Annotated in this window: 21 protein-coding genes; 10 read left to right on the forward strand and 11 right to left on the reverse strand. The window is 72.8% G+C overall.

Features of this window, described 5'->3' with window-relative positions; all coding sequences use genetic code 11:
• Positions 1-148 precede the first annotated feature (148 nt).
• From ACFV9O_RS19450 to ACFV9O_RS19465, 4 genes are all read right to left on the reverse strand, one after another.
• A complete protein-coding gene (locus tag ACFV9O_RS19450) occupies positions 149-835 on the reverse strand; it encodes a response regulator (protein WP_385419398.1) in 687 nt (228 codons plus the stop codon).
• Positions 832-2,085 carry a sensor histidine kinase gene (locus tag ACFV9O_RS19455; protein ID WP_385419400.1) on the reverse strand — a complete coding sequence of 418 codons (1,254 nt, stop codon included), beginning with the start codon at positions 2,083-2,085 and terminating at the stop codon, positions 832-834. Before ACFV9O_RS19455 ends, ACFV9O_RS19450 begins: the two co-directional genes overlap by 4 nt.
• Before the next feature lie 232 nt (positions 2,086-2,317).
• Positions 2,318-2,596, reverse strand: a complete 279-nt coding sequence (locus ACFV9O_RS19460; RefSeq protein WP_385419403.1) for a hypothetical protein — start codon at positions 2,594-2,596, stop codon at positions 2,318-2,320.
• 12 nt (positions 2,597-2,608) lie between these two features.
• On the reverse strand, positions 2,609-3,394 hold the full coding sequence (locus ACFV9O_RS19465; RefSeq protein WP_385419405.1) for a PspA/IM30 family protein: 786 nt from the start codon (positions 3,392-3,394) through the stop codon (positions 2,609-2,611).
• 402 nt (positions 3,395-3,796) lie between these two features.
• On the opposite strand from ACFV9O_RS19465, the gene ACFV9O_RS19470 reads away from it, so the two are divergent.
• Positions 3,797-4,393, forward strand: a complete 597-nt coding sequence (locus tag ACFV9O_RS19470) for a DUF3043 domain-containing protein (RefSeq protein ID WP_385419408.1) — start codon at positions 3,797-3,799, stop codon at positions 4,391-4,393.
• Between the two features lie 50 nt (positions 4,394-4,443).
• Positions 4,444-5,187: a class I SAM-dependent methyltransferase gene (locus ACFV9O_RS19475; RefSeq protein WP_385419452.1), complete on the forward strand. Its 744-nt coding sequence runs from the start codon at positions 4,444-4,446 to the stop codon at positions 5,185-5,187.
• A 149-nt stretch (positions 5,188-5,336) separates the two neighbouring features.
• Here ACFV9O_RS19475 and ACFV9O_RS19480 read toward each other — a convergent pair whose 3' ends face one another.
• Positions 5,337-5,546, reverse strand: a complete 210-nt coding sequence (locus tag ACFV9O_RS19480; RefSeq protein ID WP_385419411.1) for a hypothetical protein — start codon at positions 5,544-5,546, stop codon at positions 5,337-5,339.
• Positions 5,547-5,644: 98 nt separating this feature from the next.
• Between ACFV9O_RS19480 and ACFV9O_RS19485 the strand changes: the two genes are divergently transcribed.
• The 3 genes from ACFV9O_RS19485 (at position 5,645) to ACFV9O_RS19495 (ending at position 9,026) form a co-directional block, all read left to right on the forward strand.
• Positions 5,645-6,847, forward strand: a complete 1,203-nt coding sequence (locus tag ACFV9O_RS19485; protein ID WP_385419413.1) for a bifunctional adenosylcobinamide kinase/adenosylcobinamide-phosphate guanylyltransferase — start codon at positions 5,645-5,647, stop codon at positions 6,845-6,847.
• A 97-nt stretch (positions 6,848-6,944) separates the two neighbouring features.
• A complete protein-coding gene (gene cobT / locus ACFV9O_RS19490; protein ID WP_385419416.1) occupies positions 6,945-8,063 on the forward strand; it encodes a nicotinate-nucleotide--dimethylbenzimidazole phosphoribosyltransferase in 1,119 nt (372 codons plus the stop codon).
• Between the two features lie 240 nt (positions 8,064-8,303).
• Entirely contained in the window at positions 8,304-9,026 is a 723-nt protein-coding gene (locus tag ACFV9O_RS19495) for a hypothetical protein (RefSeq protein ID WP_385419418.1), read from the forward strand.
• Here ACFV9O_RS19495 and ACFV9O_RS19500 read toward each other — a convergent pair.
• Positions 8,933-9,733 carry a hypothetical protein gene (locus tag ACFV9O_RS19500; RefSeq protein WP_385419421.1) on the reverse strand — a complete coding sequence of 267 codons (801 nt, stop codon included), beginning with the start codon at positions 9,731-9,733 and terminating at the stop codon, positions 8,933-8,935. The two genes, ACFV9O_RS19495 and ACFV9O_RS19500, sit on opposite strands and share 94 nt — an antisense overlap.
• A 68-nt stretch (positions 9,734-9,801) precedes the next feature.
• Here ACFV9O_RS19500 and ACFV9O_RS19505 point away from each other — a divergent pair, with 68 nt between their 5' ends.
• Together ACFV9O_RS19505 and ACFV9O_RS19510 are read left to right on the forward strand one after the other, a co-directional pair.
• Complete coding sequence (locus ACFV9O_RS19505) at positions 9,802-10,608, forward strand: adenosylcobinamide-GDP ribazoletransferase (protein WP_385419423.1); 807 nt, start codon at positions 9,802-9,804, stop codon at positions 10,606-10,608.
• Between the two features lie 61 nt (positions 10,609-10,669).
• Positions 10,670-11,884, forward strand: a complete 1,215-nt coding sequence (locus ACFV9O_RS19510; protein ID WP_385419425.1) for a hypothetical protein — start codon at positions 10,670-10,672, stop codon at positions 11,882-11,884.
• On the opposite strand, the gene ACFV9O_RS19515 is transcribed toward ACFV9O_RS19510, so the two are convergent.
• From ACFV9O_RS19515 to ACFV9O_RS19535, 5 genes are all read right to left on the reverse strand, one after another.
• Complete coding sequence (locus ACFV9O_RS19515) at positions 11,881-12,669, reverse strand: endo alpha-1,4 polygalactosaminidase (RefSeq protein WP_385419428.1); 789 nt, start codon at positions 12,667-12,669, stop codon at positions 11,881-11,883. The two genes, ACFV9O_RS19510 and ACFV9O_RS19515, sit on opposite strands and share 4 nt — an antisense overlap.
• Complete coding sequence (locus ACFV9O_RS19520; RefSeq protein WP_385419430.1) at positions 12,666-13,277, reverse strand: spherulation-specific family 4 protein; 612 nt, start codon at positions 13,275-13,277, stop codon at positions 12,666-12,668. The genes ACFV9O_RS19515 and ACFV9O_RS19520 overlap by 4 nt, the downstream gene beginning before the upstream one ends.
• A 12-nt stretch (positions 13,278-13,289) precedes the next feature.
• A complete protein-coding gene (locus ACFV9O_RS19525; RefSeq protein ID WP_385419432.1) occupies positions 13,290-14,837 on the reverse strand; it encodes a hypothetical protein in 1,548 nt (515 codons plus the stop codon).
• A complete protein-coding gene (gene pelF, locus ACFV9O_RS19530; protein WP_385419434.1) occupies positions 14,834-16,363 on the reverse strand; it encodes a GT4 family glycosyltransferase PelF in 1,530 nt (509 codons plus the stop codon). The genes ACFV9O_RS19525 and pelF overlap by 4 nt, the downstream gene beginning before the upstream one ends.
• A gap of 230 nt (positions 16,364-16,593) precedes the next feature.
• Positions 16,594-18,726: a hypothetical protein gene (locus ACFV9O_RS19535; RefSeq protein WP_385419437.1), complete on the reverse strand. Its 2,133-nt coding sequence runs from the start codon at positions 18,724-18,726 to the stop codon at positions 16,594-16,596.
• Positions 18,727-19,043: 317 nt separating this feature from the next.
• Here ACFV9O_RS19535 and ACFV9O_RS19540 point away from each other — a divergent pair, with 317 nt between their 5' ends.
• The 3 genes from ACFV9O_RS19540 to ACFV9O_RS19550 form a co-directional block, all read left to right on the forward strand.
• Entirely contained in the window at positions 19,044-20,588 is a 1,545-nt protein-coding gene (locus ACFV9O_RS19540) for a leucyl aminopeptidase (RefSeq protein ID WP_385419440.1), read from the forward strand.
• 312 nt (positions 20,589-20,900) lie between these two features.
• Positions 20,901-22,289, forward strand: coding sequence for a dihydrolipoyl dehydrogenase (gene lpdA / locus ACFV9O_RS19545; protein ID WP_385419442.1), 1,389 nt, complete (start codon positions 20,901-20,903; stop codon positions 22,287-22,289).
• Positions 22,290-22,348: 59 nt separating this feature from the next.
• Positions 22,349-22,928 (forward strand): biotin/lipoyl-containing protein (locus ACFV9O_RS19550; RefSeq protein WP_385419445.1); only part of this gene is annotated, 580 nt, incomplete at its 3' end.

Raw genomic sequence — 22,928 nt, forward strand, 5'->3', positions numbered from 1 at the left:
GGGGTCTCTCTTCTGTGGCTTACGCAGGAGGCGGGCAGGGTCAGGTGCCCGCTTATACGATCGGCCACGGGGGAGGGCCGATCCGTAGGCCCCAGGTCCGAATATTTATCCCGGGCATACCGCGCCTGGAGTACGCCGATGGCGTGGCCTACTCCGTCCTTGGACGTACCAGGCCCGATTCATACGCGATAACCACCAATTGGGCCCGGTCGCGGGCGCCGAGCTTGGCCATCGCGCGGTTGACGTGCGTCTTGACGGTGAGCGGGCTGACCTCCAGCCGCTCGGCGATCTCGTCGTTGGAGTGCCCGCCCGCGACGAGGACGAGCACCTCGCGTTCGCGGCCGGTCAGGGCGTCGAGCCGGTCCGAGTACGCCCCCGGGTCCTGGCCACCGTCCCAACTGCCCCCCTGTGCGAGGAACTTGGCGATGAGTCCCTTGGTCGCGGCGGGCGACAGGAGCGCCTCGCCGGCCGCGGCGATCCGGATGGCGTTGAGCAGCTCGTCCGGTTCCGCGCCCTTGCCCAGGAAGCCGGAGGCCCCGGCGCGCAGCGACTGCACGACGTACTCGTCCACCTCGAAGGTCGTCAGCATCACCACGCGCACCGCGGCGAGCGCCGGGTCGGCGCTGATCATGCGGGTGGCGGCGAGCCCGTCCGTACCGGGCATACGGATGTCCATGAGGACGACGTCGGCCTGCTCCGAGCGGGCCAGCGCGACGGCCTCCGCACCGTCCGCGGCCTCCCCCACGACCTCCATGTCGGGCTCGGAGTCCACGAGCACCTTGAACGCGCTGCGCAGCAGCGCCTGGTCGTCGGCGAGCAGCACCCTGATCGTCATGCGTCGTCCCCCTCCGCGTGGGCCTTGATCGGCAGTATCGCCTGCACGCGGAAGCCGCCGCCGTAGCGGGGGCCCGCGGTGATGGTGCCGCCGAGCGCGGTGACCCGTTCGCGCATGCCGATGAGACCGTGGCCGCCGCCGCTTCCGGCGCCATCGGCTGTGGTCGGGGTGCCGTCGGGTGCCCCGTTGTCGAGGACCGTGACCTCGACGGTCCGTCCCACCCGTACGACGCTCACCTCGGCCTTGGCGTCGGCGCCGGCGTGCTTCTGCACATTGGTCAGCGACTCCTGGATGATCCGGTACGCCGCGAGGTCGACGGCCGCCGGGAGGTCCGTGCCGTGGTCGGTGCGGGCCAGCTCGACCGGCAGCCCGGCGTTGCGGAAGGTGTCCAGCAGCTCGTCGACGACGCCGAGGCCGGGCGCGGGCTCGGTCGGGGCCTCCGGGTCGCCGGACTGGCGGAGCAGGCCGACGGTGGCGCGCAGCTCGTTCAGTGCCGAGCGGCTCGCCTCCCGTACGTGCGAGAGGGCCTCCTTGGCCTGGTCGGGGCGCTTGTCCATGACGTGCGCGGCGACTCCGGCCTGCACGTTGACCAGGGCGATGTGATGGGCGACGACGTCGTGCAGATCGCGGGCGATCCGGAGCCGCTCCTCGGCGACCCGCCGGCGGGCCTCCTCCTCCCGGGTGCGCTCGGCGCGCTCGGCGCGCTCCCGTATGGCGTCGATGAAGGCACGGCGGCTGCGTACGGCATCGCCGGCGGCGGCCGCCATCCCGGTCCAGGCGAACACCCCGACGTTCTCCTGGATGTACCAGGGCGCCGAGCCGAACAGCATCGCCGAGCCGGTGAGCACGGTCATCGTCAGCAGACCGACCCGCCAGGTGGTGGGGCGGTCGGTGCAGGAGGCGACCGTGTAGACGGCGATCACCGCGGACATCACGACGGGCGCGGGGGGATCGCCCGCGACGAACTCCACGACGGAGAAAGCGCCGGTCAGACCCATCACGGCCAGCGGCCGGCGCCGGCGGAACACCAGGGCGCCCGCCGCGAGCAGCATCAGCAGCACGCTGCGGGCCTCGGGGGTACGGGTGCCGAACGTCGGCCGCCCGTGCGGTCCGTTCGGATCGGCGAACGACCCGATGACCATGCAGACGAGCACGGCGAACGCGAGGGCTGCGTCCAGCGCGAGCGGGTGCGCGCGCAGCCAGGCGCGGATCTGCGCGAGCCTGGTGCTGCCGGTCAGAGGTGCGGTCACGACAAGCAACGGTACGGGGTCCCGCCCGCCCCCAACTCCACCCCGGCCCCGGCCCCGGACCGGGGGCGGGGGCGGGGGCGCCATTCCCGGGCCCACCCGCCGGTACCGGGCACACCAAGCCCGTCCGGCGATTGAGGGCGCCCCGGCCCGCCCATCCGCCGGTGCCGGCCGCGTCGCGCACGCGAAACGGCCCGCGGCCGGAGGATCCGGCGCGGGCCGCGGGGGGAGGGCGTCAGCCCGGGATGAGGCCGTCGTCGCTGAGCATGTCCCGGACCTCTTCGAGCGTCGCATCCGGTGACGGCAGGATCAGCTCCGACGGTTCCAGCGAGTCGTCGGGAAGCGGTGCGCCGAAGCGGCGGACCGCGTCGAGCAGGGCGCAGAGGGTGCCCCGGAAGGCGGTCCCGTCACCCGACTCCATCTCGGCGAGCAGCTCGTCGTCCAGCTTGTTCAGCTCGACGAAGTGGCAGTCGTCGACCCTCCACTGACCCTCCCCCATGATCCGTACGATCATGACGCGCCGTCCCTACTGCTTGTCGAACTTGTGCGGGGTCTGGTCCTGTGCCTGACCCTGTGCCGAGCCGCTGCCGCCCTCGATCGCCTGCTGCTGGGAGCTGCTGCCGCCCGCCAGCTCGGCCTTCATGCGCTGCAGCTCCAGTTCGACGTCCGTGCCGCCGGAGATCCGGTCCAGCTCGGCCGCGATGTCGTCCTTCGCCATGCCGGTCGGGTCGTCCAGGGCACCGGAGGCCAGGAGCTCGTCGATCGCGCCCGCGCGGGCCTGCAGCTGGGCGGTCTTGTCCTCGGCGCGCTGGATCGCCAGGCCGACGTCGCCCATCTCCTCCGAGATGCCGGAGAAGGCCTCGCCGATGCGGGTCTGCGCCTGGGCCGCCGTGTACGTGGCCTTGATGGTCTCCTTCTTCGTACGGAAGGCGTCGACCTTGGCCTGCAGCCGCTGGGCGGCGAGCGTCAGCTTCTCCTCCTCGCCCTGCAGTGTCTGGTGCTGCGTCTCCAGGTCCGTGACCTGCTGCTGGAGGGCGGCACGGCGGGACAGCGCCTCGCGCGCCAGGTCCTCGCGGCCGAGCGCCAGCGCCTTGCGGCCCTGGTCCTCCAGCTTCGTTGACTGGCCCTGGAGCTGGTTCAGCTGCAGCTCGAGGCGCTTGCGGGAGGTCGCGACGTCGGCGACGCCGCGACGCACCTTCTGCAGCAGCTCCAGCTGCTTCTGGTACGAGTAATCAAGGGTCTCGCGCGGATCCTCGGCCCGGTCAAGGGCCTTGTTTGCCTTCGCGCGGAAGATCATCCCCATACGCTTCATGACACCGCTCATGGGCTTCGCGCGCCCCCTTCTGACGGACGTGGCTCCAGCTACTCCAGAACCCACAGTACGGGCCCTGCATCCATTACCGCACTGTTCGAGCGCGGATGCGCTCCTCCCCAAGAACGAGGTGCCGCCGGCTTCGATCCGGCGCAAGGAGTAGGTGATCGTCGGGGCAACCGGGGGTGGCTCCCCCTCGGTCGCCCGTCGGCTCCCCTTCTCCTTCTCGCCCGCTCTCGTCCGCCCCCTCGTCCGCTTCCCTTCCGCATCTCGCCTGCGTCCGTTCCGCGGGGGTTCGGTGCCTGTTGCTGCCTGCTTCTGACTCGTACAGACGCTCGCCGTTGCCGGATCGTTCCCCCGGGGGCTGGGGTCCATGCGCGGCACCCCGTACCCTTGGGTTTTGTGTTCCGTAGCCGTTCCAAGGAAGAGAAGGCCCCCACCGACAAGGTGACGGCGGACCTCTCCAAGCAGCCCCGCGACCCCGAGGCCCCCAAGGGCCGCCCGACCCCGAAGCGGAGTGAGGCCCAGACCCAGCGCCGCCGTGCGCAGACGGCACCCGCCGACCGCAAGGAGGCCATGCGCCGTCAGCGCGAGGCCCGCCGCGCCGACCTGGCCAAGCAGCGCGAGGCGCTGGCCGGTGGCGACGAGCGCTATCTGCCCGCGCGTGACAAGGGTCCGGTGCGCCGTTTCGTACGGGACTACGTCGACTCGCGCTTCTGCATCGCGGAGTTCTTCCTGCCGCTCGCCGTGGTGATCCTGGTGCTCTCCATGATCCGCGTGCCGCAGCTGCAGAACATCGCGCTGCTGCTGTGGCTCGGCGTCATCGTCTTGATCGTGATCGACTCGATCGGCCTCTGGTTCCGTCTGCGGAAGCAGCTGAACGAGCGCTTCCCGAACGAGCCGAAGCGCGGGGCCCTTGCGTACGGCCTGATGCGCACGCTCCAGATGCGCCGACTGCGGCTGCCGAAGCCCCAGGTCAAGCGCGGGGAGCGGCCCTGAGCACCGAGGTCTGCGGTTTCGGTGGCGGTGCGGCGGCCTGGCTGAAGGGCCTGGGCGGACTGCGCAACACCGTTCGGCAGGAGCTCGTCGCACGCCAGCTCGACGAGCAGATAGCCGGGCGTTTCCCGGTGGGGCGGCGCCTGCGGATCCTCGACGTCGGCATGGGCCAGGGCACCCAGGCGCTGCGCCTGGCACGCGCCGGGCACACCGTGACGGGCCTGGAGTCCGACCCCGAGATGCTGAAGGTCGCCCGCGAGGCGCTGGAGACCGAGCCCGCGGGCATCCGTGAGCGGTTCCGGATGCTCGAGGGCGACGGCCGGGACACCGGGGTGCACTTCCTGCCCGGATCCTTCGACGTGGTGCTGTGCCACGGCGTGCTGATGTACGTCGAGGACCGGGACGCGATGCTCGCGGGCCTGGCCCGGATGCTGGCGCCCGGTGGTCTGCTGTCCCTGCTCGTACGGAACGGGGACGCGCTGGCCATGCGGCCGGGGCTGGCCGGTGACTGGTCAGCGGCGCTGACCGCCTTCGACACGGACACGTACACGAACCGGCTCGGCCTGCAGGTCCGCGCCGACCGGCTGGCCTCGCTGAGGGCGACCCTCGCGGGGATCGCGGCGCCGCTGCACGCCTGGTACGGGGTGCGGGTCTTCACGGACGGCGTCCCGAACGAGGCGGAGCTGCCGACCGCGGACGAGCTCGAGCGCCTGCTCGCCGCGGAGGACCGGGCCGGGCGGACGGATCCGTACCGCGGGGTGGCGGCACTGCTGCATCTGTGCGGTGTGCGGGGCTGATCCGGCGTCCGGACCTGGTGTACGGGCGTACGGGCCGGCGCCGCATCGGGGGGCCGGTCCGGTGCCGGTGCGGGGACGGATCCGTCCGACGGACCCGTCCCCGACGGTCTCCCGTCCTCGGACTGCCGGGCCTGTGCTCAGGCCGCTGCTCAGGCCTCTTCGGCGTGCAGGCTCATGGGTCCGTAGATCTTACTGCCGTCCTCGAAGAGGAAGACCTGGTCGGCGCCGCCCTCGAGCAGGTCCTTCCAGACCTCACCGATCCAGGACTCGGCGTCCCCCTGCGTGCTGAACTCCTCCGGCTCCACGGCCGGCTGGACCTCCGTCCCGTCGGACTTCTCGAACCGCCACGTCCACGCCATGTGCGCCTCCCGGATGTCGGGTCCCACCAGCTGATCAGTTGCTGCCCGCAGCGTAGCCGGGCGCGCACCGGCCGAGGCGACGCGGGATGATCGTTCCTGTGGAACTGACTCTGCTCGGCACGGGTGCCCCCAGCGGGCTCCCCCGCCCCGACTGCCCCTGCGCCGTCTGCGCCGCCGCCCGCGGTGCCGAGGCACGCGCCGCGACCGCACTCCTGGTGGACGGGGCACTGCTGCTCGACCTGACCCCCGGGGCCGCGCTGGCAGCCGCCCGTGCCGGGCATTCGCTCGTCGGTGTACGGCAGGTGCTGCTGACGCATCCGCACGACGGGCCGGCGATGGAACTGCCCGCCGGGCTGCCGACGGCGGGCCGGGTGCCGGACGGCCAGGAGTTGACGCTGATCAGCGGTCACCGGGTGCGGGCGGTGGCGATGGACTCGCCGGGTACGGGGTACGAGGTGACCTCGCCGGACGGGGAACGGCTGCTGTATCTGCCGCCGGGCGGGGCCGTGGCGGGGGTGACGCAGCACGAGCCGCTGGCGTACGGCATGGTCGTCGCCGATGTCGTCGGGCGTCCCGACGGGCTGGCGCGGCTGCGCGCGACGGGGGCGGTCGGCCCGACGACGGACGTCGTCGCCGTCCACATCGACCACGAGGTGCCGCCGGGCGCTGAGCTGGAGCGGCGTCTCGCGGCGGCGGGTGCACGGGCGGTGCCGGACGGCACGACGCTGTACGTGGGCGAGTACCACGCCGTACCGGACGTGCCGCGGCGCACGCTGGTCACGGGCGGGGCGCGGTCCGGGAAGTCGCTGGAGGCGGAGAGGCGCCTGGAGTCCTTCCCCGACGTGGTGTACGTGGCGACGAGCGGCACCCGCGCCGACGACCCCGACTGGGCGGCCCGGGTCGCGGCCCACCGTGACCGCCGGCCGGGCTCCTGGCGGACGGTCGAGACCTGCGACCTCGTACCGCTCCTGGCGGAGGACGGCCCACCGCTGCTGATCGACTGTCTGTCCCTGTGGCTGACGGACGCGATGGACCGGGTGGGCGCGTGGGACGACGAGTTGTGGGAGGCGACGGGCCGCGAGGCCCTCCACCGCCGCACCGCGGAGCTCGTCGCGGCCCTGCGGACGACGCGGCGCACGGTCGTCGCCGTCACGAACGAGGTCGGCTCCGGGGTCGTGCCGGCGACCGCGTCCGGGCGCCGCTTCCGCGACGAACTGGGTCGTCTGAACGCGGCGTTCGGGACCGAGTGCGAGCATCTGCTCCTGGTCGTCTCGGGCCAGGCGCTGCCGCTGCGCGGCTGACGGTGCGCCGGCACCCGCGCAGCACGGCGGCCCGGCACCCGCGCAGCAGGGCGGCCCGGGACCCGCAGCGGCGGGAGCTGCCGGTACTGTTCGGCGAATGAGCTCGCTGATTCTCGACGACTTCTCCGATCTGATCGAGCGCCCCGACAGCGGTATGCGGCGCGATGCCGAGGAACGCCGGGAGCGGCTGGTCGTGCCGCCCGGATCGCTGGGGCGGCTGGACGAGCTCGGGGAGTGGCTGTCGGCCGCGCAGGGAGCCGTGCCGGTGAGGCCGGTGGAGCGGCCGCGGGTGGTGCTGTTCGCCGGTGACCACGGGGTCGCGGAGCTCGGTGTGTCGCGGCGTCCGGCCGGCAGCGCGTACGAGCTGGTGCGCGCCGTGCTGGAGGGCGAGAGCCCCGTCGCCGTGCTGGCCCGGCGGTTGGACGTGCCCGTGCGGGTCGTCGACGCGGGGCTCGACTGCGACCCGGAGCTGCTCCCGGCGGACGTCGTCCGCCACCGCGTGCGGCGCGGCAGCGGACGTATCGACGTCGAGGACGCCCTCACCGCCGAGGAGGCCGAGAAGGCCGTGCGCCTCGGCATGGCGATCGCCGACGAGGAGGCCGACTCCGGTACGGATCTGGTGGTCCTGGGCGATCTCAGCGTCGGCGGCACGACCCCGGCATCGGCGCTCATCGCCGCGCTGTGCGGTACGGACGCCTCGGTGGTGACCGGCCGCGGCGGCGCCGGGATCGACGACCTGGCGTGGATGCGCAAGTGCGCGGCGATCCGGGACTCGCTGCGCCGCGCCCGGCCCGTGCTGGGCGACCAGCTCCAGCTGCTCACCGCGATCGGCGGTGCGGATCTCGCCGCGATCACCGGCTTCCTGCTGCAGTCGGCGGTGCGCCGGATGCCGGTGATCCTGGACGGTGTCGTGTCGGCGGCGTGTGCTCTCGTCGCCCAGCGTGCGGCGTTCCGTGCCCCGGACTGGTGGCTGGCGGGTCAGGTCAGCGGAGAGCCGGCGCAGGCCAAGGCGCTGGACCGGATGGCGCTCAACCCGTTGCTCGACCACGGGGTCACCGTCGGCGAAGGCACCGGGGCACTGCTCGCACTTCCCCTCGTCCAGGCATCCGCCGCGCTCGCCGCGGAACTGCCCGAGCGTCCCGGGCCGCGGCCCGAGGAGCCGGAGCACGCGGAGGGCTCGGAGGGCTCGGAGGGCTCGGAGCGCGTGGCGGACTGACCACCGGGCGCAGCGGCGCGGCGGTGGCCCCGGGAGATCGGGATCACTCACGTGTCGCTCAACTCCGCGGTGCTCAGGTCGGTCTTCGAACGTGGCGCGGAGCGCGGGACAGCCCCGTGCAGGGGCTGTCCCGCGCCCACGCCACGTACCGACCATCCGGGAGCCGCGCTTCATGCTCTTCCCAGTGAGCGCCGACCTGCCGCGTCGCGGCCCGTCCGCCGGGGGCGGGCGGTGAACGGGGTGCGCGCGTTCGCGCGCCGCGAGTGGGGGCCGCTGTACACGGACGTCCGCACGGCGCTCGTCACCAGGAGGTGGCGGGCCGCCCCGATGACCCTCGTCGCGGTCTGTCTCACCGGACTCTTCCAGCTGGTGCAGAACCAGCCCTGGGGCTATCAGCCGGTGCAGGACGTGGGCTCGGTCCGGGCCGACGACCCGCTCTGGCTCGCACTCCTCCGTACGCCGCTCTCCCTCTTCGTACCGGCGCTCGACCTGCCGGTGTGGGGCGCGCTGGCCCAGGTACTGGTGGTGTTCGGGATCTCCGAGATATGCCTCGGGCGGCCCCGGACGCTCGCGATCGCGTACGTGGCGACGCTGGCCGGCACGACGTACGCCCGGATCGGTGTCGCACTCGGCCCGGACCATCCGCTCGGGCTCCCGGCCGCGGACGCGCAGGTCATGGACACCGGCCCGTCGGCGGCGGTCGTCGGACTCGCGGTCTACGTCGGCCATCGGCACCGCGCCCGGCTGACGGCGGGCCTGGTGATCGTCGCCATGGCCGTCGAGATACTGATCAAGAACAATCTGGCGGGCAAGGAGCATCTGGCGGCGATCGCCGCGGTGCTGGTGGTGTGCGCGGTGACGGAGTGGTTTCACCGTGGGCCGGTGCCGGGGCCAGGGCCAGGGGTGGGGCCGGGATCGCGGGCGGCCGGAAGCCGGTCCGGGGCGCCCCCGATCAGGTCCTGAAACTTCCTGCCCGGCCCGGTCCAGCGCTTGTCGTGGCGGAAGGCGCGCAGGATCGCCCGCGCCCGGGAGCGCGGTCTGCGGCGGTAGACGCGTCTGGCCCACGGCGAGGCGGGCCTGGCCAACCGGATCGCGCCGATGATCGCGATGAACGGCACGAGCGTGCCGATGACCGCCATCCGGAATTTGCCCTTGAAGAGGGTGATGAGGACGAATCCGAAGTTGACGGCGAGGGTGAGCAGGAAGACCCGGCGGTCGTCCCGCTCGTCCTCGGTCAGGTCGTTGACGCCGAGCGGTGCGAACCCGCCGAGGATCAGCAGCAGCAGGGCCGTGGTGAGCACCACGGCCTCGACGCTCTTGCGGCCCGCCTCGGTCCAGTAGACGTCGTCGAGGTGGAGGATCAGCGCGAACTCGTCGAGGACGAGCCCGGCGCCGATACCGAAGATCACCGCGAAGACGATGGCGCCGGGGCCGGTGTGTTCGGCGGATGCGACCGCCCCGAAGCCACCGATCACGGTGAGGACGACGCCGGGCACCACGTGGTGGATGTGCAGTCCGCCGGACTTGACGTTCCCGAACGGTCCTTTCCCCGCCCGGATCAGCCGGGTGACCATCCGGGTGATGAGGAAGGTCAGCACGAACGAGGCGAGCGCGATGAGCAGCGGGAGCTTTCCGGGCTCGACGATGTTGCGGTAAAACCAGTTACCCATGCCACTCGCTCCCGATTTGTCCGTCATGCGCAATTTACCGTCGGAGCGCACCGACTACCCTGCGCGCGGTGACCTCCAAGAAGACAGCCGGCGGGACGGCCGGCCCGGTGACCGGCATACGGTTCGCCTTCGGCACCCTCACGGTGCTGCCCGTACGCATCACGCGCTGGGACCGTGACGCGGCGCGCGCGGGCATGCTGTGCGCCCCGCTCGCCGGCCTGGTCGTCGGCCTCTGCGCGGCGGCAGCCGGCGGACTGCTCCTCGCCCTGGGCACGGGCCCTTTGCTCGCGGCGGTCGCCTCCGCCGCCGTACCGGCAGCCCTCACGCGCGGGCTGCACCTCGACGGGCTGGCCGACACCGCGGACGGGCTCGGCAGCGGGAAGCCCGCGGAGGACGCACTGCGGATCATGAAGCAGTCGGACATCGGGCCGTTCGGTGTCATCACGCTGGTGCTCGTCCTCCTCGCGCAGGTCGCCGCGCTCCACGAGCTGTACGGGGAGGGGGGCTGGTCCGGTGGCGCGGTCGCCGTCGCCCTGGCGGGGGTCGTGGCGCGGCTCGCCCTCACCCTCGCCTCGCGCACGGGCGTCCCCGCGGCCCGCCCCGAGGGCCTCGGCGCGGCGGTCGCGGAGAGCGTGCCGCTCCGCTCCGCGGCAGCGGTCACCCTCCTGACGCTGGCGGCATGCGCGGGCATGGGGGCGCTGTCCGACGGCGGCACGGCGGTGCGGTACGCCCTCGCGGCCGTGGTCGCGCTCGCCGCCGCCCAGGTGATCCTGCGGCACTGCGTGCGGCGCTTCGGCGGGGTGACGGGCGATGTCTTCGGGGCACTGGCGGAGACCGCGGGGACGGTGGCGCTGGTCGCCCTGACGCTGGGGTGACGTGATCGACCCGTGATCGCCCGTCGTACAACGATCCGTACGCGCGTCCGGTCGTACTGACGTGATCAGCTCTTTCTTCCGCACCACCTCCGCCCTCGCCGCGGCTTCCCTGTTGCTCGCGGCCTGTGGCGGGAGCACCGACGACGCACCTGCGGCGAAGCCCAAGCCCCACCCGGTGTTCTCCCTTCCGGTGGGCGAACAGCCGTACCAGAGCGTGCGACAGACCCAGCAGGCCGGCAGCGCCTCCTTCACCCAGCAACTGACGTTCACCTCGAGGCAGGGCGACGCCGTCCTGACCGCTGCCGGGCGGCTCGACTTCACAGGCGGCCGGGCGGACGGCACGCACACCTGGGAGATTCCGGACGGCCTTCCCGCGAAGGCCCGGGACACCCTCCTGGGCGAAGTCCTGGGCAAGGGCAGCGCGGCCTCCTCCGCGCGTATCGCGCTCGCCCCGGAGACGGTCCAGCACCGGTCGGGGACGGCGGACTACTGGCTGCGGTACGACCTCTCCCAGCCGGTCGACGAGGATGACTCGATCGCCTGGCTCCACGGCACCGAGGCGCCGTTCGGGGGCACCCTGCTCGAAGTGATCACGTCTCTCCACAGCATCAAGGGGCAGCCGGTATCCGGCGGCGGCCGGCGCTACACCGCCCACATCGTGCCGAGCGGCGCCACGGAGAACTTGTTCCCCGGCGACCTGCGCCGCCGGCTGCGGACGGTGGTGCCGTCGGAGTCCGCCGGGACCCCCGTTCCGATGACCCTGACCACGGACGCGGAGGGCCGGATCACCCAGGCGGAAGCCGATCTGTCCGCCCTGCTGAAGGCAGGGGACAGTGGGTTGCCGGGGGTGACCGCGCTGCGGGCCCGGCTCGTCCTCACCGCACACGGGCGGACGAAGCCTGTCCTGCCGTCCGCATCCGACGCCGTCCTCGAAGCGGGCAAGGCGGTGCTGACCCGCCATGAGGCGACACCCGGTGACTGCATCGACTTCAACACCGGCACGCGCGATGCCTCCCTGGTCGTCGAGGTCTCCTGCACCGGACCTCACGATGCCCGCGTGTTCGGCCGGGTCCCGCTCACCTCGGGCGACTACCCAGGACCCGAAGCCGCGCATCGGCGCGCGAGCGACACCTGCCGCCGTGCCCACGGCCGGGCCCCGTCCGCCTGGACCGAGGACAACGCCGAGCCCGGAAAGTACTGGTCGAGCTGGCCGACCGCCTCCGACTGGGGCGACCGCCGACAGCGCGTCGCGACCTGCTACGTGGTCTCCCGCTAGCAGGCCCGGCGCCAGACCCCCAGCTCGTACTTCTTCAGCATCGAGCTCAGCTTCAGGCGCCGCGCCTCGGGGCAGAAGCGGTCCAGCGGCAGCTCGTACTCGACGTGGAAGACGGCCTTGCCCGCCTCGATGAACGGTGTCGTCTCCTCGCACTCCCCGTACTGGGCGCACTGCTCGTTGACGGCGAAGTCGAAGTCCCGGACCAGCTGCGGGATCTGGGGCAGGTCGTTCTTCAACCCGACGGCCAGGCCCCGCCCATGGGCGAGCCGGGCGATCAGCCGGTTGTAGCGGAGCTGGTGGGCGGCGGTGAGGGGAAAGCCGGTGTCGTTGAGGTAGCCGTCCATGTTGTCCGGCTCGACCGCGTCGAAGCCCTTCTCCTCGCACATGTCGAGGCGCTCCGCCATCAGCGGCTCCAGGACGTCCGTGCGGCGGATGTCGAGCCAGCGCTCGCCCTTCCAGCCGTTGCCCTTCCCGAGGAGGGCCTCCGGGAAGTCCCCCGCGTCGGGGCGGAAGTCCTCCCAGGCGCCGGTGGAGAGGTAGCAGATGACCTTGCGGCCGCGCCGGTGGAGGTCGGTGACCGTGGACTCCGGGTGGTCGAAGCCGTCGATGTCGTAGACGGGCACGTCGACCGTCGGGTCCAGGCGGCCGCTGAGCTGCCACTGCCACTCCACGCCCGGCTCCGGCTGCCAGCGGGCGGTCGACGGCGCCGGATCGTCCGCGTCGTCAGGTGCGGCCGTGCAGCCCGCGAGCAGTGCCAGGGTCACCACCAGCAGCAGCCGTCTCATGCGCCGGGTTCCAGGGCGTACGGCAGCGTGCCCCACGGGTGCGCCCCCGTGCCCGGGACGACGCAGTGGACCGGGGCCGCGGAGGTGGCGTGGGGCGGGGCCGAGTGGATCAGATGGCAGTCGTACGGGGAGATCGGCAGGTCGAGGGTGCGGTAGGTGTTCCACGCGCCTTCGAACGTGACGAGGAGATCGGCGAGTTCCGCGTACGCGGCGTCCGGGTGAACCCCCGGGTTGAGGACGAGCGTCCGCGCGCCCGCCGCCCGTGCGGCCACCGCGAGGCGCCGGTAGTGGGCGACCTCCTCCGGGGCGGAGGCCACCTGGTCGAGGAACGCCCCGTCGGCGCCGTACCAGTCGCGGTGGCGCAGCAGATCGCGTACGACGTCGGCGTGCGGGCGGCGGCCGTACGCCGTGTCGGTGTAGCCGAGTACGCGCACACCGGCCGCCCGCAGCTCGGCTGCCACCGACGCGAACGCGGGGTCAATGGTGTCCCCGGGGCCGCTGGCCGGGTTGAGCACGACTCCGTAGAGACGGGGCGCGGCGGCGATGACGGCCCGCCAGGCTTCGGGGCGGTCGGCGGGGTGTTCGTACAGCGGCACCAGCAGGCTCACGGGGAGGGCTCCTCAGCGGTGGGCGGTGATCCGGCCCAGCAGCACACAGACCAGCCCGGCGAGTACGGCGGCGGCCGTCCCGGGCACGACGAGCAGCGCCGCGTCCGGGACCAGGACGGCGACCAGGGCTGCCGCGCAGCACACGCCGGCCGCGCTCAGCACCGCCCCGAACGCCTGCAGCAGCAGCCCGGTCCACAGCACGACCCCGAGCAGCAGCACCCCCGCGAGCGCGGCCCCGCCGGGCCCGCGGCCGCCGCCCGGCCACAGCAGCATCGCCACCGCGGCGAACGTCGACAGGGCACCCAGATAACCCGCGAGGCACCGCGCCAGCGTCGCCGCGACGGACACGCGGAAGCCGCGCGGCGTGGTGCTGGCCCTCAGCCCGGCGAGGCTGTCGGCCCGGAAGCGGTGCAGCAGCCACTCGGCGGGGCCCATGCTGAGCGTGAGCGCGACGGCCAACGGCGGGATGTCCAGGGCGACATGGAGCACCAGTGTGCCGGTCCCGAGCCCGAAGAGGCCGTACGGCAACGACCCGCCGAGCCAGGGCGCCCCGGTGGCGGGGCCGGTCTCCTGCCGGACACCACCCCCGCGGCCGGCCACGTCGGTCACGGCACTCCACCACCGGCGACGACCGGCGCGGCGACAGCCGATCAGGGCGGGCCCCGCCGCGTTCGCGGCGGGCCGGCCGCGCGTCCGGCCGGCGCGCCGGGACGCTGGTGTCGACGGACGCAGCGCCCATGCCGCACAGCACACCGCCGCCGTCGCCGAGGTCACCAGCAGCACGATCCGTACCCACGACGGCAGGGGCTGCAGTGCAGCGCAGGAGGCTCCCGCCGCCAGGGGCAGCAGGGCGAGCAGCAGCGCCCGGTCCCGGGCCAGGACCAGGAGGACGGTCGCCGCCGCGAGGTAGAGGGACTGGCCCGCTGTGAAGAGCAGGGCCGGGCCGTCGGAGGGGCCCGCGGAGGCGAGCGCCGCTGCCGTGGCGAGCAGCGCGCCCGCGGGGGCACCCAGCAGCAGGGACCGCGCGGCCGCGGGGCGGTCGCCGAGGCCGAGCCAGGAGTAGGCGCGGTGGGAGAGGGCCTGGTTCCAGGTCCAGCCGGCGAGCGCGCCCGCCAGGAGCGGGATCGCGCCCGCCGGGAGGCCGTACGCGGACCGGCCACCCGCCAGGAGGGGCGCGGCCAGCACGTAACCGAGCCCGGGCAGCGCGAAGATCACCCCGCGCAGGAGGCAGGCGAGGAGCGTCCCGGCCGAGGGGTCGTCGGGCGGGACGGCCGGCTCGGGGAAGCGGCGTTCGACGCGTCCGTACAGCTCCTCGGCCAGCGCGAAGGAGTCCTCGCGGCCGTAGCGGAGACGTATCTGCTCGTCCGTCAGCCCGTCGGACTCGAGCAGCGCGGCTATCTCGTCCGGGTGGACGGCCGCCGCGACGAAGTCCTCCAGCCGCTCGGCGAGTTCGTCGAGCGGGTCGGCCGCGGCCCAGCCGGGGCGACGCCGCCTCGGCACGTACGGCAGGTTGTCCTGCGCGGCGGCTGCGGGCTCCTTGAGCCACATCGGGCCGCTCACCAGGCGCTCCCGTCCGCGGCGAGGTCCCGGTACCAGGGATCCTTCAGCTCCAGCGTCCAGTCGTCGACGGTCTCGACGAGCGGCGGCTCGTACACCGCGCCCGGCGCCCCGGCCAGCTCCAGATAGATCTGGCGGAAGGCGCCGACGGAACGCCGCAGCGTGAAGCGGTCGATGACCCGCTGCCGGGCGCGCCGGCCCAGCTCGGCGCGGCGTTCCCCGTCCCGCAGGAGCTCCACGGCCGCCGCGGCCAGCGCCTCGGGCTCGCGCGGCGGGACCACGAGGCCCGTGTCGCCGACCGCCTCCCGCACTCCCCCCACATCGGTGGACACGGTCGTCCGGCCGCAGGACATGGCCTCGATGATCGAGAAGGGGAAGCCCTCGCTGATGCTGGACAGCATCACCACGTGCCCGGCGGCGTACGCGCGCGCGACGTCGCTGACGCGCCCCTCCCAGCCGATCCCGTCGGTGACGCCGAGTTCGGCGGCGAGCTTCTCCAGCCGGGTCTGGTACCACTCCCCTCCCTCGGGGGGCGCTCCGAACAACCGCAGCCGCAACTCCGGGAGTTCGGCCCGGGCCAGGGCGTAGGCGTGGACCAGCGTCTCCAGGTCCTTGATCGGGTCGATCCGGCCGGCCCAGCTCAGGGTGGGCACGGACGGCTCGGCCCCGGCGTGCGGGAAGGCGTGCGGGTCGACGCCGTTGTAGACGGTACGGATGCGGTCGGCGTGGGCGCCGCCGCGCTCCTCCCAGCGGCGGTTGTACTGGTTGCACGGGGTGATCAGATCGGCCCGCCGGTACCCCAGTGTGTTGAGCTCCCGGTAGAAGCCGAGCATGAACGCCTTGACCGGCCAGCGCTGCGCCTCGCTGCGGTAGCCGAGATAGCGCTCGCGCAGATAGATGCCGTGCTCGGTGAGGAGAAAGGGCACACCGTCCAGGCGCTTCGCGGCGAGCGCGGGGAGCGTGGCGAGGCCGCTGCTGACGGCGTGGGCGACGCTGTCCTCGGGTATCCGGGTCGCGAGCGGGCGCAGCGCGTGCTCGAGCAGATCGGTGGCAGTCAGGGCGTCGTGGACGGTGGGGCGGGCCGCGGTGGTCGGCAGATGCGGCATGGTCCATATCCACATCAGGGTGCGGACGGCGGCCTCGGTGCGCAGGGCGGCCGAGAGCCGGCCGGCCCGGGCCTCCACGGCGAGGGCGTCGAGCTCGGTGCCGAAGTCGCACTGTGCGTCCGGGTCGAGCAGGGACAGCAGGAATCGCTCGTAGGTGCCGAGGAAGCGCCGGCGGGTGCCCCTGCCGCGGGGTGCGCGGGCGCGGCCGGGGCGCGGCCCCCACAGGGGGACGGCGGTGTGTCTGCGGACGTTGGGCGGCAGCTCCCAGGTGACGGGCTCGCGCCCGCTGCCGGTGAGGGCGGTGACGGTGAAGTCGAACTCGGGCATTCCGCGGACGAGTTGGTCGCACCAGGTGCTGACGCCTCCGTGGGCGTGCGGATAGGTGCCTTCGGTGAGCATGGTGACGTGACGTCCCTGGCTCATCGTGCTGGGTCCCCCCTGGACGTGCGGTGTGCGTGGTGCTCGTGCATGTGGTCGGAGCGCAGGCATGTGGTCGCCGGGCATGCATGTGGCCGGAGCCGGTGCATGTGGCCGGTGCGCGCGCATGTCGCTGGTGCGCGTGCATGTGGCCGGTGCCCGCTCTTTCCGCGCGGGCGACGCACCCCGGCCGGGCCGGCCGGGGTGCGTGGCGGTGCGGCTCGCGGGCCCGCGGGTCAGGCGGGCAGCCGCAGGGTGACGGCGGACTGGAGCACCTCGGGCGCGGTCCAGGCCGACCGCTGCCCGGCGTACGGGGTGCCGAAGACGGCCGTGCCGAGCAGGAGCTGCTTGCGGGTTCCCTCGGGTGCGGTGACGGGGACGGCGACCCCGGACGGGGCCTGGACGGTGACGGTGGTGCCGATGCGGTACGCCGTGACCTTGCCGCCGTCGAGGGCCTTCTGCCATGCGGCGCGGCGGCTCAGTTCCGTACCGGTGTCGCGCTGCCGGGGGTTGACGAGGGGGGCGCTGTCGGCGAACAGCGCGCGGTAGTCGCCGAGGATCCGGTCGAGCACCGGGTAGAGGATGCGGTCCTCGGCCAGGTTGGACTGGTGGACGTAGTGCGGGCGCGGGTCGTTCGCGATCACATGGCCGAGGGCGATCCCGGCCTCCTGCGGAACGATGTAGTCCGCGTAGCCGGTTCCGGTGTCCAGCGGCCCGTCCAGGCACGTGGAGGCCGGGTTGGTCTCGCAGATGCCGCTGCCGCCGTCCGCCTGTGCCGCGTAGATCCAGTTGTACTCGTCGGCCATCTCCGCCGCGGTGCCCACGTTGTAGTACACGTTCATCGGGTGGCGGGGCACGGTGAGCGCGCTGCCGACCGCCCGCTGCTGCGGCTCACGGGAGTTGTCGCTCGCGACCCACTTGACGCCGTTGTCGGAGAGCGCGGGCGCCAGGTTGGGGTTGTCGGCCGGCTGCTGCGGGAGCGTCCTGAGACCCGAGTGCTCTCCTGTGACCAGTTCGGTGCGGTCGACGGAGATGCCCTTGTTCACGGCCCAGTTGTGGTTGTCGCGGATCTGCGCGGAGATCTGGGCGCGGCTCATCCACAGCGTGTTGCCCGCAGTGTCCTTGGCGCACTGCCACGGGACGACGGAGACGTCCTGGACGCAGCCGAGGAACGGGTGGGTGTAGGTGTGGTTGATCCAGCGGTACCTGGCCCGGTCGGCCAGCAGCTGTGCGGTGAGCGCGTCCACGCCGCCGTGCTCGGCCTTCCACTCCTCGCCCGCGCCCGCGTTGTAGACCATGTCGAGGGTGAAGCCGCTGGACCGCTGCCACTGGGCGGCGTACTGCGCGTCGGCGGCGGTCATCCGGATGTCGGGGGTCTGCTCGCCGCCCGGGCCCGCGCAGTCGATGTCGCCCGGGGTGCAGTTGCGCTCGGTGTCCCAGCGGGCGTCGGGCGCGAAGACGTCGTCGACGTGGACCGCGAAGTAGTTGCGGCTCTGACCGAGGTGGACGCCCTGGGTGAGCCACTCGACCATGCCGCGGGCGAGCAGCCGGAACTGCCGCTGGTGCTGGTTGTACGCGAAGGTCACGACGAGCTCGCGGCGCCCGTCGTGCGCGTACTCGCCGAGCAGGCTCGCGCGGCCGTCGCCGCCGGGTACGGGCGCGTCGACAAGACTGGTGAAGCCCTCGCGGGGGCGGGCCAGATAGCCGTAGCTCTCGCTCACGTCCGGGGCGTTGTCCTCGAAGGTCAGCGGCCCGTCGAGATAGCCGAAGGGGCCGGAGCGGCCCGCCGCGGTGACGGCGGCCGGGACGCCGTCGAGGGTGCCCGCCCAGCCGCCCTCGCTGGTGTAGTCGAGCCCGACGCCCGGATGCGCCCAGGTGTACGCGTCGATCTGGCGGATCCCGAAGGTCTTCTCGTACGCGACGAGGGCGGCCTGCTCGGCGGCGCCCGCGGGATCCGTCCCGAAGGGGGCCTCGCTCGGCAGGACCACCCCCTGGTACTTGGCGCGCGGGCGGCCGCCGACCGTGTCGCTGAGGAACGCCGCGGTGATCTGCGGCCGGCCCGGGTCGTACAGGTCGACGACGCTGTACGGGACGCCGGTGCTGCGCAGCTCGGAGGTGACAGCGGCCACGGAGGAGCCGCCGTCGTCGACGACGAGGACCTTCAGGTCGATCCGCGGCACCGGGTCGGCGGCGGCCGCGGTCGACGCGGGCAGCACGGCCGCGAGGAGCGCGGACGCGGCGAGCGCGACCACCGTCCTGCCGCCGAGCCTGCCCGAGCCGGACCTGCCGCCTGCCCCGCCCGGACCGGATGCCCCTCCCCCGCGCCCGTACGTGCTGAACGTGCTGAACGTGTCGGCGAGTCTGCCCATACCGATTCCGTACGCCATCGCGCACCCCCCCTCGAAGGCCTCGCATGCGGAGATTCCGCGGAGGACCTGTGGAAATCATGCAAAGCAGCCACTCGCTCCCTTGCGCATTCGCCCCGAGTGTGACGCAGGACTCACGGTCCGCGCGGCAAACATGTCGGAGACACCACTGACGGGTGAACCGCCGCTGGCGTGAGCGAACATCACAGGCGCGCGTAGGCTCGTCACGGCGCTCAAACTCGCCCGATCTACGATGCGCCGGGCACGGCCGACCCCACCCCCTCGGCCATGGAACTCAACGGAAGCGAGAATTCACCACCGTGACTGCTCTCACTCTCAGCACTGCCGGCGCTGCGACGCTGCGCGCCGACGCGATCGTCGTCGGCGTCGCGAAGGGCGCCAAGGGCCCGGTCGTCGCGCCCGGCGCCGAGGCCGTGGACAAGGCGTTCGACGGAAAGCTCGCCACCGTCCTGGAGACCCTCGGTGCCTCGGGTGCCGAGGGCGAGGTGACCAAGCTGCCCGCGCCGTCGGGCCTGAAGGCCCCGGTCGTCGTGGCGGTCGGTCTCGGTCAGGCCCCGGAGAAGGACGAGGCGTACACGGCGGAGTCGCTGCGGCGCGCCGCCGGATCCGCCGCCCGTGCGCTGGCCGGTACGAAAAAGGCCGCGTTCGCGCTGCCCGTCGAGGCGTCCGAGGACGCCGAGGCCGTCGCGGAGGGCGCGCTGCTCGGTGCGTACGCCTTCACCGCGTACCAGGACGGCGGCAACGGCAAGGGCGCGAAGAACGAGAAGAACGGCAACGGCCGGAAGCAGCCGCTGGCCGAGGTCGCCCTGCTCGGCGCCAAGCCGCGCGACAAGGCGTACAAGGCCGCGGCCGAGCGGGCGATCGCGCTGGCCGAGGAGGTCAACCGCGCCCGTGACCTGATCAACACCCCGCCGAACGACCTGTTCCCCGAGTCGTTCGCCGCCGTCGCCACCGCCGCCGGCAAGGAGCACGGCATCAAGGTGCAGGTGCTCGACGAGAAGGCGCTCGTCAAGGGCGGGTACGGCGGCCTCCTCGGCGTCGGCCAGGGTGCGGCGCACGGCCCGCGCCTGGTCCGCCTCGGCTACACGCACCCGAAGGCGCAGAAGAGCCTGGCCCTGGTCGGCAAGGGCATCACGTACGACTCGGGCGGCATCTCGCTGAAGCCGGCCGGCCACAACGAGACGATGAAGTGCGACATGAGCGGCGCCGCCGCGGTCTTCGCCACCGTCGTCACCGCCGCGCGCCTCGGCCTGGAGATCAACGTCACCGGCTGGCTGGCGCTCGCCGAGAACATGCCGTCCGGCACCGCCACCCGCCCCGGCGACGTCCTGCGCATGTACAGCGGCAAGACGGTGGAGGTGCTCAACACCGACGCCGAGGGCCGCCTCGTGCTGGCCGACGCGCTCACCAAGGCGTGCGAGGAGAACCCCGACGCGATCGTGGACGTGGCGACCCTCACCGGTGCGATGGTGCTGGCGCTGGGCCACCGCCGGTTCGGCATCATGGCCAACGACGACGCGTTCCGCACGGCCATCCACGAGATCGCCGAGGAGGTGGGCGAGGACTCCTGGCCCATGCCGCTCCCGGCCGACCTGCGCAAGGGCATGGACTCGCCGACCGCCGACATCGCGAACATGGGCGAACGCATGGGCGGCGGCCTGGTCGCCGGTCTGTTCCTGAAGGAGTTCATCGGCGAGGGCGTCACCTGGGCCCACCTGGACATCGCCGGCCCGGCCTTCAACGAGAGCGGCCCCTACGGCTACACCCCCAAGGGCGGCACCGGCTCCGCGGTCCGCACCCTGGTGAAGCTCGCCGAGCGCACCGCCGCGGGTGACCTGGGCTGATGTGACGCAGCGGGCACGGCGTCGGCCGCTGACCGAGCCGCCCGCCCGCGCCGGCGCAACGGCCCCGGGAATACCCCGGGGCCGTTGCGCCTTCAACGGAATCCGTAGTTCATACGGACGAGTAACCGCGGGGGACGGCAGAACCGCCGTCCCGGACCCCGGCCCCGCGTCCCGCCTTCCGTCAACAAGTGCGAAGATGGGTTCTCGGCAGGACAGGGCCCCCACCACAGGGCCGAAGACAAGCGGCCGAACACCAGCCGCCGCGCGGTCACGGACGACCGGCGCCCGGCGCACATGCATGGAGGACGTGACGTGGCGAACGACGCCAGCACCGTTTTCGACCTAGTGATCCTCGGCGGTGGTAGCGGCGGTTACGCCGCGGCACTGCGCGGAGCGCAGCTGGGCCTGGACGTCGCCCTGATCGAGAAGGACAAGGTCGGCGGCACCTGCCTGCACCGTGGATGCATTCCCACCAAGGCCCTGCTGCACGCGGGTGAGGTCGCCGACCAGGCCCGCGAGAGTGAGCAGTTCGGCGTCAAGGCCACCTTCGAGGGCATCGACGTCCCGGCCGTCCACAAGTACAAGGACGAGGTGATCTCCGGGCTGTACAAGGGCCTGCAGGGTCTGATCGCCTCCCGCAAGGTGACGTACATCGAGGGCGAGGGCCGGCTGTCGTCCCCCACCTCCGTCGACGTCAACGGCCGGCGCGTCCAGGGCCGCCACGTCCTCCTCGCCACGGGCTCCGTGCCGAAGTCGCTGCCGGGTCTGACCATCGACGGCAACCGCATCATCTCCTCGGACCACGCGCTGGTCCTGGACCGGGTGCCGAAGTCCGCGATCGTGCTGGGCGGCGGCGTCATCGGCGTCGAGTTCGCCTCCGCGTGGAAGTCCTTCGGCACCGACATCACGATCGTCGAGGCCCTGAAGCACCTCGTCCCGGTCGAGGACGAGAACAGCTCGAAGCTTCTTGAGCGCGCCTTCCGCAAGCGCGGCATCAAGTTCAACCTCGGCACCTTCTTCGAGAAGGCCGAGTACACCGAGGACGGTGTGCGGGTCACCCTCGCCGACGGCAAGACCTTCGAGGCCGAGGTGCTGCTGGTCGCCGTCGGCCGCGGCCCGGTCTCGCAGGGCCTGGGCTACGAGGAGCAGGGCGTCGCGATGGACCGCGGCTATGTCCTCGTCGACGAGTACATGCGGACCAACGTGCCGACCATCTCGGCCGTCGGTGACCTCGTCCCGACGCTCCAGCTCGCGCACGTCGGCTTCGCCGAGGGCATCCTGGTGGCGGAGCGTCTGGCCGGTCTCAAGACCGTCCCGATCGACTACGACGGCGTGCCGAAGGTGACGTACTGCCACCCCGAGGTCGCCTCCGTGGGCCTCTCCGAGGCCAAGGCCAAGGAGATCTACGGCGCGGACAAGGTCGTCGCTCTGAAGTACAACCTCGCGGGCAACGGCAAGAGCAAGATCCTGAAGACCGCGGGCGAGATCAAGCTCGTCCAGGTCAAGGACGGTGCCGTGGTCGGCGTCCACATGGTCGGTGACCGTATGGGCGAGCAGGTCGGTGAGGCTCAGCTGATCTACAACTGGGAGGCTCTGCCGGCCGAGGTCGCGCAGCTCATCCACGCGCACCCGACGCAGAACGAGGCGCTCGGCGAGGCCCACCTGGCCCTCGCGGGCAAGCCGCTCCACTCCCACGACTGATTCAGTCAACGGGCGCGACGACGACCACTACCGCACATTCGTAAGGAGCAACCGAAACCATGCCGGTTTCCGTAACCCTTCCGGCGCTCGGCGAGAGCGTCACCGAGGGCACCGTCACCCGCTGGCTGAAGGCCGAGGGCGAGCGCGTCGAGGCCGACGAGCCGCTGCTCGAGGTGTCGACCGACAAGGTCGACACCGAGATCCCCGCACCGGCCTCCGGTGTCCTGGCGTCCATCAAGGTCGCCGAGGACGAGACCGTCGAGGTCGGCGCCGAGCTGGCCGTCATCGACGACGGCACGGGCGCGCCTGCCGCCGCCCCGGCCCCGGCCGCCGCCGCTGCCGAGGCCCCCGCGGCTCCGGCCGCGCCCGCCGCCCCGGCCCCCGTTGCCGAGGCCCCTGCCGCCCCGGCCCCCGCCGCCGCGCCCGCCGCTCCGGCGGGCGGCGCCACCGGCACCGACGTCGTCCTGCCCGCGCTGGGCGAGTCGGTCACCGAGGGCACCGTCACCCGCTGGCTGAAGCAGGTCGGCGAGACCGTCGAGGCCGACGAGCCGCTGCTCGAGGTCTCCACGGACAAGGTCGACACCGAGATCCCGGCGCCCACCTCCGGTGTGCTGCTCGAGATCGTGGTCGGCGAGGACG

The organism is Streptomyces sp. NPDC059909, assembly GCF_042730885.1.
Lineage (GTDB): Bacteria > Actinomycetota > Actinomycetes > Streptomycetales > Streptomycetaceae > Streptomyces.

Coding starts and splice junctions, on each gene's coding strand:
- ACFV9O_RS19450 (WP_385419398.1), bottom strand. CDS start 835: ATGACGATCAGGGTGCTGCTCGCCGACGACCAGGCGCTGCTGCGCAGC.
- ACFV9O_RS19460 (WP_385419403.1), bottom strand. CDS start 2,596: ATGATCGTACGGATCATGGGGGAGGGTCAGTGGAGGGTCGACGACTGC.
- ACFV9O_RS19465 (WP_385419405.1), bottom strand. CDS start 3,394: ATGAAGCGTATGGGGATGATCTTCCGCGCGAAGGCAAACAAGGCCCTT.
- ACFV9O_RS19480 (WP_385419411.1), bottom strand. CDS start 5,546: ATGGCGTGGACGTGGCGGTTCGAGAAGTCCGACGGGACGGAGGTCCAG.
- cobT (WP_385419416.1), top strand. CDS start 6,945: ATGAGCTCGCTGATTCTCGACGACTTCTCCGATCTGATCGAGCGCCCC.
- ACFV9O_RS19500 (WP_385419421.1), bottom strand. CDS start 9,733: ATGGGTAACTGGTTTTACCGCAACATCGTCGAGCCCGGAAAGCTCCCG.
- ACFV9O_RS19515 (WP_385419428.1), bottom strand. CDS start 12,669: ATGAGACGGCTGCTGCTGGTGGTGACCCTGGCACTGCTCGCGGGCTGC.
- pelF (WP_385419434.1), bottom strand. CDS start 16,363: ATGAGCCAGGGACGTCACGTCACCATGCTCACCGAAGGCACCTATCCG.
- ACFV9O_RS19535 (WP_385419437.1), bottom strand. CDS start 18,726: ATGGGCAGACTCGCCGACACGTTCAGCACGTTCAGCACGTACGGGCGC.